The sequence below is a fragment of the Legionella drancourtii LLAP12 genome (assembly GCF_000162755.2).
Classification (GTDB): Bacteria; Pseudomonadota; Gammaproteobacteria; order Legionellales; family Legionellaceae; genus Legionella; species Legionella drancourtii.
The window spans coordinates 7,170-20,286 of sequence record NZ_JH413832.1 but is presented as its reverse complement, the minus strand read 5'-3'; the positions used below and the strand labels follow the sequence as shown (position 1 = coordinate 20,286).

The following is a 13,117-nucleotide window of genomic DNA, read 5'->3' as shown; positions in this document are numbered from 1 at the left end:
GTTAGTACTAACTTGATTAAAGTGCCCCCTTATTTGGGGTAGAGCCGAATTTTACGGGTTTATTGAGTTATTTTGTCACCTTATTGATGATTACAATCAACAATAAGTAATCAAAAATTTTAATAGAATTTTTGAATGTGAAAACTCAGCTTATATCTTCGTTAATCAAATAATAAGTGAAACGTTGTACTAGAGTTCCATTGAATTAATAAGTTCACTCTGCTCTAATAAATGCTTACATCGCTTAATGACAATTTCCTGATATTTCTTTAAATATTTTACTTCTTTATCATTAATCAAAATAAGGCTGATTTCTTCTTGCAAAGCAACAGTTAGTTTGCCAATCAAATATTTTAAACGTTTAGCCACTAATAATCTTGGCAACTGGCATGTATCTGCAAAATCAGCTAACTGATAAGCATCAATATTATTCTCTTCAAATTCATCTCCTAATGCCATCGCCAAGCCATGTTCAAATTCAGGATACATTTTTATATTAATAAAATCATAAAATGGTGCGAGAGAAATACCGTTAGCCCCAACAAAAAAACTTAGATTTTTACCGTGAGCATCGCAATTAAATATCAAAATATTAAATAAAACCCAGTCGAGTATTTGTTGCTTGGTTTTTGCAGGATTGATACATTGATTTGCAAAATCAAATAGCTTAGGCAAACTTACTCCATCTCTTATATTGGCCACATCTCGGCTATTTCCAAAATTCTGCTCATACTTATATTCCGGAGGTAAATTCAATGCCTGACAACCGTCTATTAAGTGGCGTCTTTGCACTATATTAGTGGTAATCATTTTCCTATCAAAACGCCCCACCAATAAAGCAGGATGCTGACCAAAGCGTTTTATCTGGACATTAGCAACATTCAATGAACAGCGTTTAGCGAGCTGCATACTTAGATATTCATTTAAAACTAAATAAGATAATTTTTGTTTTTCAAATTTAAGAATATGGGTAGAACACAAGCTGCCTTCTCCAAAACCAAGTTGCTCTTCTTTATTTAACACCACGTTAATTTTATCTTGTACTCCAGCAACTGAAAGACGTGGTTTTCCATCCCAAACCATTAAACTATAGAGATCACGATTATTTAAACGCTCTTCTAAGTCCTCATGAGTTATCAGTCGAAAATTCGCATGATTAGGAATTGCTTGATTTGATGGCAATATCACTAATGATCCGGATGTATCCAATCCTAAAGCTTGAATAAGTCCAAATGTATTGTATTTACTTAAATGAAAAATATTAACTAATACTTCTAAAGGATTTCCTTCGGGTAATAAATTTCGCAGAAATCGCTGCACGTTTAATGGTGGAATATCTTCATACAAAGGTAAGTGTGGAGAAACAGCATAACCTGTCTTTTGCCAATTGGCATTATAACTCCAATACAATTGATCCTCGATAAGCGTGATATGGGCTATTTGATATTCTCCCTGATAAACAACCAAGACCGGCTTATCTCCAATCATTTTCATCCTCACCATTATCCATCCATGGCTTTATGTACAGATTTATTCCTAAACCGGAACAAATCTGTAATACACTTGCCAATTGACAGCTCGATTGCCCATGCTCGATTTTCATAAAGGTTTCTTTGGCTACACCACACAAAGCAGCCGCATCCTCCAGCCGTAAATCACTTTGAGTTCGGCGTGCTTTAATGACTTCCCCTAACAATTCTGCGGTTAACGGCTGTTGAAGATTGGGAGTCTTTAATTTTTTAATTTGCTTGGCCATATAATCCTACTGGAGTAGACTTAATATAAGAATTTCGATTTAATTATTCATTAATCCCATTGTAGTAGGATTAAATTTAAAAATACAATAACAACCGCTTAAAATCCTAATAAAATAGGATTATAGAAAAAATAATGGGTGCTTTTTAATCAACATCCTCAACGACCTCTATAGCACCAACCATCTGTCGATTCAAATAATCCGAAATCCGCTGCATAGGTTTTCTCAATCGTTCCACATCAAATAATCAAATATCCACCAATTTGTATCATTTCAAATAGAGCCCGTCCCGGACCGTCCCATATACGGATTATTAAGAGCGCTATATATTAAATTACAATTTAGTCAGCATTGTTGTCACTTGCTCCAAGCTACTGCATTCCTCTAATAATTTTTTCTGGATGGACTCATCAAAAGTTATTTGTTCAACTGCTGTGAGCACTGCGTAAGGTAAGGGTATAAATATCGAGCTAAAAAAGGCATGATGATTTTTATTACCAAATAAACTATTATCGTCAGGTAACTTCTGTGCTTTCTCCACTATTTGCATCATCTGCTTTTCTAATTGATTCACTTGCCGTTCTAATTGAGCAGCAAAAGAATAAGCGCTATAAGCTCCTCCAATCAAAAGCCCAAAACCAATAAACGAAAATGCTAGAAAAAAAACAGAAGCTAAAACAAAAACTAAGCCCGTTGCAGCAACAGCAACTGACAATGCTGTATTACAACCAGTATCCACTACAGATAATAATTGCTGATTAAATATTGAAATTTGCTCAATAAATTGAGTGATACTTGTCTTTTTAGACTCAAATTGAACGTAATCATAAATGTTTTGGTTCTTGGTTTGAGGTCCATGTATTGCGTTAAGATGATGGAGCATTTTCTCGATAATATAGGTTAAATCAGAGATTTTCCCCTTACGAATATAAGACATGGCAATATTATCATGTTCTTTGTACCGGTGTACTATGTACTAAATAAGGTTTGCAATAAACTCCATTCAAAACACTTGATTAACCATAGAGTATGACAGTATCATCATTTTTTGTTGTGTAACCGAAAAAAATATTGTTCGATGTGAATTAAAAGTGGCTTCATTGATAAATAAAAACGCGGATGGACTTAGAGGCGTGGCTGCGTTTAGTGTTGCCGTGGCGCATTTCATCAGTGCGTTCTTACCAATGATGGCACATAAAAATTACCCGCAAACTTTTTCAGAAAATACGTCACCAAGTTTATTTTTCGAAATATTAACGTCCCCATTGATTTCAATTTTTTATAATGGGCATTTTGCTGTCCTGCTTTTTTTTGTTCTTTCCGGTTATGTATTAACCTTTCCCTATTTTACAGCAGAAGCAAATATTCTTTCCCTAAAAAGACGATTGTGGGGCCGCTATCTTAGATTAAACATCCCTATTGCCTGCGTCATATTTCTTTCCTTTATTGTGTATCAAATGGGGTGGTATAAAAACATACCCGCGGCAGAAATATCTGGGTCAGTTATTTGGTTTAAGAATTTCTTTGCTGAACAATTAACGCTGAAAATGGCGGTAAATGAATCAATATATGATTCACTTGTTTTTGGTAAACATACGTTTATCCCCTCGCTCTGGACTCTTAAAATAGAGTTTATTGGCTCAATTTATGTCCTGGCTTTTTTTATTGTCAAACCTAAAGAGCGCATCATCATTCCTATGATACTAGTTTTTGCAATACTTTTTTTGGTACACAAAGAAGATTCTATCTATTTCTATGCCCTATTTCTAGGATCTTTATTAAACTTAATGAAACTTAATTTTAGAACAAGACGTCTTGTTTTTGCCATAGGATTCTATTTGGGAGCCTTTCAGTTTGAATGTATAGCCTACGATTATCTTCCTGAGGTGCTAATTTGGGAAAAGAAAGCCTTCTACCATACAATCGGCGCATTATTCATGGCCTTGGCTATAATTAAGGGCTTTGGTGAACAGTTCTTTCAACACAAATTCATTCAGTTTCTTGGCAAGATATCATTTTCCCTTTACTTGATACATTTCATTATCTTATGTTCTCTATCTTCAGCGTTATATCTCCATTTTCCCCAAACTCAGATTATGATTGCTTTGAATTTTTGTTTATATGTAACATTTTGCCTGATTGCATCAAAAATATTTGAATTAATGGTGGATAAACCCGCGATCAATTTGTCACACCAATTTTCATCTTGGCTTTTGGGCATGGTGAAAAAGAAAGAAAGCACAAAAATCATATCTGGCTCACAGTCATCGCTACAAAGATTGACCAGCTTAACATCCTAATAATATTACGTAACTCTAGGTCTATTGCCATTTCGCTAGATTGGACTAAATGGGTTGATTTTTGCGCACCGAAGCGAGGCTACAACTACAACGACCTCAATTAGCTTACTCAAATTTTTATTCAATATACTCAATTGCCCGGGCCGACAAGAATCTCCCTGTCTTTTTTGAAATTATCTACTATAGTTTAATTGACCAATAATTAGAATAATAACAAATCAGGGGATATCATGTTACTGCGATGGACCGTTGTGACCTTATTGCTGTGCACCCTCAATATTCCATGCTTTGCTAATGATGAGCGTGAAATTGCGATTACAATAGATGACTTACCCTTTGTTGGCTCCGGGACAAATACTCCAGCGAGCCTTAAAAGAACCCAAGACCGATTTATGTCGCTTGTAAAAGCACTTGTCGATAATCAAGTACCAGCTACTGGATTTATCATTGGCGGCGCTGTAGCAAAAAATGAATGGGATCTTCTGGAAACCTTCCGTAATCAAGGTTTTGCTCTCGGTAATCATACCTACACTCATGATAGCTTAGGCGGAATGAGTGCGGACAAATACATTGCGGATATTGAACGTGCAGATATAAAATTAGCGCCAGTAATGACTGAACCTAAATACTTCCGTTATCCTTACCTTTCTGAAGGGTCGGGCGCCAAAAAGCAAAAAGTAGTAGAATATCTAGCTGCTCATCAATATACCATTGCTCCTGTAACCATTGATAGCAAGGATTATGAGTTCAATGCGCAATTATATAGAATTCCTTATAGCAAAAGAGCGCAAAGCATTAACCAATTCAAAAAACGCTATTTGGCTTATATTTGGAAACAAACATTAGCAGCAGAACGCCGCTCCAAGAAAGAAGATGGACAACCTGTAAAACAAATCCTCTTGATTCATGCAAATCTGTTGAATAGTTATTGTTTGGAAGATGTGATTCAATTATACAAAAAAAATGGATACAAATTTATTAGTCTGGCTGATGCGTTAAAAGACCGTACAGCACAACCTTTAAATAACAATGTTGAACCAGCAAATAACCTTACTGAACACGCTCCTAAAGAGGCGGTTGCTCAGTAGGAACATAGGTTGGGTCTTGTTTGACCCAACCTACAGTTTCGTGAATCGTGGAATAGCATGCTTTGGAAGTAAGAGCCAATAATGTCCTGCGTTTTTCATATGGCCAGCAATTAGCGTTGCACGATCGCCACCGCCCCAAAACACATCGCCTCTAATTTTACCGCGAATCGCTCCCCCAGTATCCTGAGCAATCATCAGACGTTGCATGGGCTTACTCATCTCAGGGTTTTTGCTGTCTGGGCGCGTAGTATTAAGCCACAGAGGCGTTCCCATAGGTATCCATTGCTTATCAATAGCTAGGGAATAGCCAGGTGTTAAAGATACCCCTTGTGAACCTAAAGCTACGTCTTGTGCCATTTTACGGAAAAAGACAAAGGATTTATTTTGATTAATGACCTTATGCAACTGCTTAGGATGTTCGGTTAAATAACGCTTAATCGCTTGCATGGATGCATTGTCTTTAGTCATTACCCCTTTTTTAATTAAGACACCCGCTATGGCAGTGTAAGGCAGACCATTTTGTGCATCATAACCCACGGAAATATTTTTACCATCTTCAAGCTCGATAATGCCCGAGCCTTGAATTTCTAAAAACAGGCGGTCTATGGGACTATTAATCCAGACCAAAACTTTTGCCTTACCGTTGAGCGCCCCATTATTTATTTGTGCACGCGTATAATAAGGAACCAGTTTATTCTTCGTTACTCGACCAACAATCCTACGGTTTTTTAAGTCATTGAAAAACATACCTAAATCAGAAGTAATTAAATCGTCTGGTGTTTCATATAAAGGAACACTAAATTCTTTAGATTTGGTATAACTGCCTTTAAGTGCGGGTAAGTAATAGCCAGTAAATAAGCCTGGACCGGTTTCTTTATCATAAAATTCAACAGGTCGAAACCATTCCTGAAAGAATAACTTTGCATCTTTTTCAGTAACTGGGTTAATTTTTAATGCAGCATAACACGCAGGTTGCCAATCTTTTACTTGCAAATTAATATGGTCTGTACCCACAATTTGTTCAGGATTTTGCTTCACGAAGGCACGGCAAGAAGTCTGAAAAGTCTCTAATGATTTTTTCAGGTCTGCAGATTGCCACCCCGGAAGCTGCTTAAAAGTAACCGGCCTAAACATCGATATTGGCTGTTTAGACTGCTCGGATTGCCAAAACCACCAGGTCGATATCCCCAGAGATATTAAGGCTAAAAATAGTGATGTATATAATATTTTCGTTTTCATAGGAGGGCAATTTTTACACGTAATGGAATATATTGCAACGAAAACAGCTGGTTTTGACTCTGCATTTCAAATCGCATCCATAGGAAACCAAAAACTATATCATAGCAACTTATTGATTTCATTAATTTTACTCTTTTGATTTTATTTCTTGAGAAAAAGAGAATTTTTTACCTCCCTAATACGAGTTTGCAAAGAATATTCCATGCTTCACGCATTAAAAATACTTTTTTATAAGCAAAAATAGTGTTTAATGAATACGCAAAGCCAACTGATTCAATGCATTCATGTAAACAAGGAAAACCCTTAAATCCTCTTGTTTCACCTTAGAAAAAGCAGGCTTATCTCCTATTTCAGACAACACCACCAACAATTGGTGACTTAATTTTAAGCCACCAACCGTGTCATGTTGCGCAAAACAAGTCAGTATATTCTGTTCATAAAGAGACAGATCGCAGTCGAAAAAAATAGCTGTACGTCGTACTTGTTCATGATCAATCGTTACTAAAATATGACTTATCGTTGCCTGTGTCATAACTAAAGACTCAAAGCGTGCAGTTAATTCAATTAAGGTATTGTGCTTTTTAGCAGTTAAAGGCTCATCAGCAAGGGATTCCAGCAAGCCGCGTGTAAGCCAAAATAAATTCGCCAAATCATGCAGTATTTTTTGATTAGCGGGTACCAAAAGTACTTGTCTTAAGTTGTAAGTCATATAAGTATATAATTTTTCAAGATAGCGATTGAGCATAGTCCATACATCTGAGCGCCATATTAAATTAGCGACGATAAAACTGGCAACAATTCCAATAACAACCCCACCTAAACGCTGCAAAGGTGGGGACAAATCAACCGGCGGCCCTCCTTCCTGTGCTAATGAAATAATTAAAGCAATATTGGCTTGTAAGCCAATGTATGCATATTTAGGGAACTTGAACATAAAATAAGTAAAGGCCCAGACAGAACCAAGAAAAACTAAAACAAAATCATAAAGATCCATGGCCGTAATAAATAAAGCAAATAACGCGATGCCACCGCCTAAAAAACAGCCAAGTAAACGGTGAATACTAATATTTTTCATTTCAAAAAGATTTTTGCGAATGGAAATAATTAAACTACTGATAATTCCGTTTAAGCCTCCTGGCCAATTGCTCGTTAACCAAAAGGCCAAGGCAAGAATTACCGACAACCCAGCTTTAATGCTGCGTTTAATTAAGTCGGGATCGGTTCGTAATCGATCTTGGAGTTTCAGCGTTTGAATTTTTGCTGCTGCGGTAATTGGAGTACGTGCCAATAATGAGCGAATGAATATTAACGATTGGGAGACGTGCTGAAAAAAATGCACCAAGGAATAAACATAGTTACTCGGGAACGCACCTAATTGTTTCTCTAAGTCGGCAATGGCTACACCAGTTTGCAATAATACAGGCTCTGATGTTTGCGCAATAAAAACGTGTTGCAATCGATGAAGATCATCATAAATGGCTTGAAAAACTTGAGCAATCGGTGCCGATTGAATGGTCTTTAAATCAGAATGTTGTGGTGAGATGATACTTAGATAGTGTAACTGTCGTGATAATTCATAAAAGGAGTTCAATAAAGCACGAATTTCGTCGGTTCGCGCTTGGCTAACGCCCAATTCATGATTCATAGCCCCAACCAGCTCTACCGCTTTACGTAATTTCTTTTTTATCGTTAAATTGCTTCGTATTAATGGTGAAAAATCTGGCTTCTCGTGCATTAACGTTGCAAATATTTGCTTAAATTCTGCGGAAAAATCAGCAAAGAGAGCCGTCAGCTGTTCAGAGACATTATCTTTTAAATGGTTAGGAAAAATAAAATAAACGCTGATTGCCGAAACCAAAACGCCAATACCAATTTCAACTGGCCGCCAAATTGCTACAAAAAAAGCATTTTGCGGATCCAGTGCCAATTGCGAAATGATAATAAACGCGCATAATGAACCTAATAAATAAGCATAACCATTAACACTAAAACTGTAATAATAAGCCCCGATGCTTACAATTAAAAAACAAGAAAGAAAATAAAGTAAAAAACTGTTGGCGACGAGACCCGCGACATAAAAACCAACAAAGGCTCCGGCAATCGTGCCAATAATACGTAAAACCGCTTTATCAATAATACTGCCTGTATACAAATTAGAAACGACAACCACACTCATGCCCGACCAGTATGGTGTCTGTAGATGCAATTTAAAAGAAATTAATACCGCCGCTAATGCAGCAAATGCCGTTCTTAATGCGGCCCTATTTTCAACAGTGCGCGGCCAAAGCACTCCGCTCACCTATAAGTAATGGTTGTGGCACTAGCCCCAATACGCATTGGGTAGTCATCAGTTAAATCATCAATATAAATACGTACTGGAAAACGTTGAGCAATGCGAATCCAATCTTCAGTAGCTTCAAGATAAAGCAAAGTTGAGGGCGCTGCATTGCCTTGCTGCACTCGGTTAATTCCCCAGCCAATACTTTTTACATGTCCATGAAATACTTTGCCAGGATACATGTCGATCATGATTCTTGCTTTATCACCTGGTTTAATGAGACGAATGGCTGTTTCGCGATAGCGCGTTACTATCCACCAGCGTTTGGTTTCGATAAAAGCAAAAAGCCCTTCTCCAACTGTAATGTATTGTCCTGTACGCAAATTAAAATTAGTAACGTACCCATCTTCTGGGGCAATAAGTGTCGTGTGATTCAGAAGGTAATTGGCTTGATCCAGCTCGGCTTGCGCAGCTAAAATTTGATTGTCATCCAAATTCGCTTGGGCAATTTTTAATTGTTGTTCTGCTTGAACAATGGCTAATTTCGGGTTGTCGTAATTTAATTTAGCAATATTTAATTTAGCCTTGGCTTGCGCTACTGCGTATTGATACGGTAAAGGATCAATTTGAATTAATTTATCACCTTTTTTTACGTGCTGGTTATCTTTGACATAAATGCGCGTTAACGGACCTGAAACAATCGCCGCCATATTCACCACATGAGCGGAAACATAGGCATCATTTGAGCGCGTATCATAATATGCAAAATAACGATAAGCAGCAAAGCCCGTCAATAAGATTGCAAGAACAGCTATTTGCGGCCAATATTTGAATTCAAAAATATTAGGTAAACGCACCAAAAAGCCTTTTTTATTCATCATAGTTATAACAATACAGGCTCATTTCATGGAGCTCAAGAAGATTAAAGCGATAAACTTATTTATTGCGTTTAGCATACCCAGATAAAACCATCCAATTGGCATTAATAATGCGCTTTTTTTTTCTGCGACTCCAACCTTGAATTTGCTTTTCTGCTGCGAATGCCTCTTCGCGTGTAGAAAAGCCTTGGGAGTAAACTAATTTGATTGGCAGACGTTACATTAATCAACCGAAGCAAAATAACGCCAACTACTCATCCCTGAACGAATCACGCGCGCTTTAGCCTCGCACTTCATCACCGCCCCCGCAGAAATAAAACGTACTTGCAACAAAGATACTGGATACCCCTCATCCATACGCACCACCGAAACCCGACGATGATAACTAGCACGTCTCAAACCATTTTTTTGCACTACCAAACAAGGAAACGCACCCAAATCTTCAATAAAATATTGGTAATCAGATACCCCTTCTCTTAAAGAGCAGCCTTCACGGCGCAGCAATTTTTGCATCACTTGATTAGCTGCATCTTTATGCCCCACACAATCCGCTCCAAACATTGCATGCCGAGACAATTGCAATGCAATTGCTTCCAACTGATAAAAATTCTGATGGAGCTCTTCCTGCTTATTAATCGCTTTGTGATACAATAAAATATGCTGCATCGAAGTTAATACCAATAAGCTAATCACCGCGACCACGATTAAAGTCATTAAGAAAATAAACCCTTGCTGCTTTTTCATAATCCGCGAACAGCAACCAGAAGCTTCTGGGTTTTGCCCTCAGCCAAGCCCATGTTCACTTCAATAAATGGTCTGTCATGGACGTTTTGATTATAAATTTTCAGTGAATGAATTAATGGTGTAATCTCTTCTGTTTGTGTCAATTGGTAATGTAATGTCTCCTCACCTTTAAGATTTTTTTTAATAAACCATCGCTCCTCTAAAAACTCACCAACATATGCTGATGTTGCATAAGAAAATAACAAAGGCTTTGCCAAAGTAATTAACGTTCCACCTGATACGAATTCCACATCAATAATTTGCTGGACCTCTGCATGTTCGCAATCAGCAATCATCAATGGTCGTTTTTCTTTAAAGGACACCGTGGGTGACACCACAATTTGTGTGGAATTTTGAATTTTTATCACTTGAGCAAAACGTTCATTCATGCGATTAATTTGAATTGATTGTTGTCGTTCATTTTCAACGTTAAGCGCATGAATCATCGCCCTATTTTGTCGTCTGTCTTTTACAATTAACTGCTCTATGCCCACACAAGGAGTAAAACCGGCACGACGTATGCTATCGCTGAGCAAATCTCCGACCCAGCGCAAATCAAAACTACGTGATAAAATTTCTTCTGCCTCAAGGTATTGACGTTTGCTGCTTAAATAAAATTGCATAAGCAGGGTCATAATAAGGCTTGCTAGAGCAAGGCCAATAAGCACTTCCGAGATACTGACACCAGACTGTTTTTGCATTAGTCATTCATGCATTAATTTACGTGTAATCGCCGCACTTTTGTGATACCAGCCCAGACGTAATAATGTTTCCTGACTTTGATGCTGTACATCCAAATGATAAGGAGGGGGTACTAAAGGAAGTTTTTTCATGCGCGCGAATAAGGTTTCACCAATTTGATCAAGAACTTGAGAACCGTGTTCACGCAAAATTAATTGATTGAGTAATTGCTTGCTTTGCCATTGTTGTTGCAATAAAGACAAAGCCAAAGTAGTGACGAGCAATAAAGATGCCAGCACTTCAACAAGGGAAAATCCCTTTTGCTGTTTCATATTCCATTTTTCCTGAGGTTGGTTTGCGCGCGCAGATTAACGCTCCCAAAATAAAAATGCAAGAAAATTTAGAAAAATCAATATAAAGATCAACAGTCTCTAGAGTTTCGTGACAGCAGACAGCGGCTTAGGTAATATAAAAAAGAATTATTTTCAAAGGATTGTATTATGGCCATTAATTTCCAAGAACTCCCTCATCAGGGAATACGCTCTCTAGTTCCCTACAAACCAGGAAAATCCATAGAAGAACTGGCCCGGGAAAAAGGAATTACCAACATTATTAAGTTAGCCAGTAATGAAAATCCTTTAGGATGCAGTCCCATGGCCTTGTCTGCTTTGCGCAGCATATCCCCGAATACACTGGCGACTTACCCTTCGCCCAATAACCATCCATTAATTCCCAAGTTGGCGAAAAAACACCAGCTAGATAGCAATCAAATTTTTGTTAGTAATGGCTCAGACTATATCTATACGATTTTGTTAAATTCCTTTGTCTTGCACCAAGAAAAGCACATCCTCACCCATGACTATGCCTTTAGCACCTATGCCATTCAGGCACACACCTTAAATATACCCGTGCATTCAGTAACCATTAATGAAGATTGGCAAGTAAATATTAATACCCTAATTAATACATGCACTTCCCAAACAGCCATTATTTTCTTAGCAAATCCGAATAATCCTACAGGCATTCTCATCAGTCAGGAGCAAATAAAAAATTTATTAGACAATATTCCTGAAAGCACCTTATTAGTACTTGATGAGGCTTATTATGAATTTGCCGAATCCCAACACCTGGGCAACAGTATTGGCTGGTTAGCTAACTACCCTAATTTAGTAATTACTCGCACTTTTTCAAAAATATATGGCTTAGCCGGTTTACGCTTAGGTTATGCCTTGGCTCATCCAGCAATTATTGATATTTTACAACGAGTGCAACTGCCATTTACGGTGAATCAAGCCGCATTGACTGCAGCGCATGCCGCACTGGATGATCAAGCGTTTATTCAATTAAGCTTACAAACCAATAGCGATGGAATGCGGCAAATGCGCACCGGCCTGGAACGTTTAGACCTTAATTATTTACCCTCAGCCTGTAATTTTCTTACATTTAACTGCAGGGAAGACAGTTTGGCACTCTATAATTATCTTTTAGACAGAGGTATTATAGTCCGCCCCTTACATCCCTATAAAATGAATAATTACATCCGCGTAACTATTGGGACTAAGGAACAAAATCATCGTTTTCTTGACGCACTGAATAGTTATTATCATGCGTAAATTGTGCTATAAGGCACCATCATAAAATTCGATATAAAAGGAACAAAAATGACCAGCGATTTAAGCAGCAAACATTGTGAATCATGTGAAGGAATTGGGGCTGCATTAACTGCAGAGCAAGTTAAAAATTTAATGCCTCAATTAAATAAACAATGGCAAGTCAGTGCCGATAACCGCATAATTAAGCGCGAACTTTCATTTAAAGATTTTTATGAAACAATGGCTTTTGTAAATGCTTTAGCCTGGATAGCAAATATAGAAAATCATCACCCTGACTTAGAAGTCGGTTACAACTACTGCCGTGTCAGTTTCATGACGCATGCGTTAAATGGTTTAAGCCACAACGATTTTATCTGTGCGGCGAAATTGGATAAGCTTTTGCTTGATTAAGCGTTCTAATATGAGTTCGAGGGGGGACGTCAGTACTGCCATTAAGTTAAGGAAATCTGTCATTCCCGCGCAGGCGGGAAATCATCCACGAATTGGCATTATAGCCAGTGA

Annotated in this window: 13 protein-coding genes; 4 read left to right on the top strand and 9 right to left on the bottom strand. The window is 37.6% G+C overall.

The features are described from left to right. Positions 1 to 189: 189 nt before the first annotated feature. The 3 genes from LDG_RS11425 to LDG_RS11415 form a co-directional block, all read right to left on the bottom strand. The gene (locus tag LDG_RS11425) at positions 190 to 1,494 is read right to left on the bottom strand and encodes a HipA domain-containing protein (protein WP_006871530.1); all 1,305 of its coding nucleotides are present in this window, start codon (positions 1,492 to 1,494) and stop codon (positions 190 to 192) included. After that, positions 1,475 to 1,756, bottom strand: a complete 282-nt coding sequence (locus tag LDG_RS11420; protein WP_006871529.1) for a helix-turn-helix domain-containing protein — start codon at positions 1,754 to 1,756, stop codon at positions 1,475 to 1,477. Before LDG_RS11420 ends, LDG_RS11425 begins: the two co-directional genes overlap by 20 nt. Before the next feature lie 334 nt (positions 1,757 to 2,090). Beyond that, positions 2,091 to 2,693, bottom strand: coding sequence for a hypothetical protein (locus LDG_RS11415; RefSeq protein WP_006871528.1), 603 nt, complete (start codon positions 2,691 to 2,693; stop codon positions 2,091 to 2,093). 163 nt (positions 2,694 to 2,856) lie between these two features. Here LDG_RS11415 and LDG_RS11410 point away from each other — a divergent pair, with 163 nt between their 5' ends. Together LDG_RS11410 and LDG_RS11405 are read left to right on the top strand one after the other, a co-directional pair. Next, positions 2,857 to 4,056: an acyltransferase family protein gene (locus LDG_RS11410; RefSeq protein ID WP_083821452.1), complete on the top strand. Its 1,200-nt coding sequence runs from the start codon at positions 2,857 to 2,859 to the stop codon at positions 4,054 to 4,056. A gap of 230 nt (positions 4,057 to 4,286) precedes the next feature. Next, entirely contained in the window at positions 4,287 to 5,144 is an 858-nt protein-coding gene (locus LDG_RS11405) for a polysaccharide deacetylase family protein (protein WP_040535587.1), read from the top strand. A 30-nt stretch (positions 5,145 to 5,174) separates the two neighbouring features. Here the strand turns inward: LDG_RS11405 and mltA are convergent, their stop codons facing one another. The 6 genes from mltA to LDG_RS11375 all read right to left on the bottom strand — a co-directional run bounded on the left by mltA (position 5,175) and on the right by LDG_RS11375 (position 11,335). Continuing rightward, positions 5,175 to 6,383: a murein transglycosylase A gene (mltA, locus tag LDG_RS11400; protein WP_040535585.1), complete on the bottom strand. Its 1,209-nt coding sequence runs from the start codon at positions 6,381 to 6,383 to the stop codon at positions 5,175 to 5,177. 247 nt (positions 6,384 to 6,630) lie between these two features. Then, positions 6,631 to 8,673, bottom strand: a complete 2,043-nt coding sequence (locus LDG_RS11395; protein WP_040535582.1) for an FUSC family protein — start codon at positions 8,671 to 8,673, stop codon at positions 6,631 to 6,633. A gap of 5 nt (positions 8,674 to 8,678) precedes the next feature. Next, positions 8,679 to 9,542, bottom strand: a complete 864-nt coding sequence (locus tag LDG_RS11390; protein ID WP_006871521.1) for an efflux RND transporter periplasmic adaptor subunit — start codon at positions 9,540 to 9,542, stop codon at positions 8,679 to 8,681. A 219-nt stretch (positions 9,543 to 9,761) separates the two neighbouring features. Then, positions 9,762 to 10,283, bottom strand: coding sequence for a type II secretion system protein (locus LDG_RS11385; protein ID WP_006871520.1), 522 nt, complete (start codon positions 10,281 to 10,283; stop codon positions 9,762 to 9,764). Beyond that, the gene (locus LDG_RS11380) at positions 10,280 to 11,023 is read right to left on the bottom strand and encodes a PilW family protein (RefSeq protein ID WP_006871519.1); all 744 of its coding nucleotides are present in this window, start codon (positions 11,021 to 11,023) and stop codon (positions 10,280 to 10,282) included. Before LDG_RS11380 ends, LDG_RS11385 begins: the two co-directional genes overlap by 4 nt. 3 nt (positions 11,024 to 11,026) lie before the next feature. Next, a complete protein-coding gene (locus LDG_RS11375; RefSeq protein WP_006871518.1) occupies positions 11,027 to 11,335 on the bottom strand; it encodes a PilW family protein in 309 nt (102 codons plus the stop codon). A 168-nt stretch (positions 11,336 to 11,503) separates the two neighbouring features. Between LDG_RS11375 and hisC the strand changes: the two genes are divergently transcribed. Both hisC and LDG_RS11365 read left to right on the top strand, forming a co-directional pair. Continuing rightward, entirely contained in the window at positions 11,504 to 12,616 is a 1,113-nt protein-coding gene (hisC, locus tag LDG_RS11370; RefSeq protein ID WP_006871516.1) for a histidinol-phosphate transaminase, read from the top strand. A 48-nt stretch (positions 12,617 to 12,664) separates the two neighbouring features. Continuing rightward, positions 12,665 to 13,006, top strand: a complete 342-nt coding sequence (locus tag LDG_RS11365; RefSeq protein WP_006871515.1) for a 4a-hydroxytetrahydrobiopterin dehydratase — start codon at positions 12,665 to 12,667, stop codon at positions 13,004 to 13,006. The last annotated feature ends 111 nt before the right edge of the window (positions 13,007 to 13,117 follow it).

What these genes read in the sequence shown, in the direction of transcription:
- LDG_RS11425 (WP_006871530.1), bottom strand. Translation starts at nt 1,494, where the DNA reads ATGAAAATGATTGGAGATAAGCCGGTCTTGGTTGTTTATCAGGGAGAA.
- LDG_RS11420 (WP_006871529.1), bottom strand. Translation starts at nt 1,756, where the DNA reads ATGGCCAAGCAAATTAAAAAATTAAAGACTCCCAATCTTCAACAGCCG.
- LDG_RS11415 (WP_006871528.1), bottom strand. Translation starts at nt 2,693, where the DNA reads ATGTCTTATATTCGTAAGGGGAAAATCTCTGATTTAACCTATATTATC.
- LDG_RS11405 (WP_040535587.1), top strand. Translation starts at nt 4,287, where the DNA reads ATGTTACTGCGATGGACCGTTGTGACCTTATTGCTGTGCACCCTCAAT.
- mltA (WP_040535585.1), bottom strand. Translation starts at nt 6,383, where the DNA reads ATGAAAACGAAAATATTATATACATCACTATTTTTAGCCTTAATATCT.
- LDG_RS11390 (WP_006871521.1), bottom strand. Translation starts at nt 9,542, where the DNA reads ATGATGAATAAAAAAGGCTTTTTGGTGCGTTTACCTAATATTTTTGAA.
- LDG_RS11385 (WP_006871520.1), bottom strand. Translation starts at nt 10,283, where the DNA reads ATGAAAAAGCAGCAAGGGTTTATTTTCTTAATGACTTTAATCGTGGTC.
- LDG_RS11380 (WP_006871519.1), bottom strand. Translation starts at nt 11,023, where the DNA reads ATGCAAAAACAGTCTGGTGTCAGTATCTCGGAAGTGCTTATTGGCCTT.
- LDG_RS11375 (WP_006871518.1), bottom strand. Translation starts at nt 11,335, where the DNA reads ATGAAACAGCAAAAGGGATTTTCCCTTGTTGAAGTGCTGGCATCTTTA.
- hisC (WP_006871516.1), top strand. Translation starts at nt 11,504, where the DNA reads ATGGCCATTAATTTCCAAGAACTCCCTCATCAGGGAATACGCTCTCTA.
- LDG_RS11365 (WP_006871515.1), top strand. Translation starts at nt 12,665, where the DNA reads ATGACCAGCGATTTAAGCAGCAAACATTGTGAATCATGTGAAGGAATT.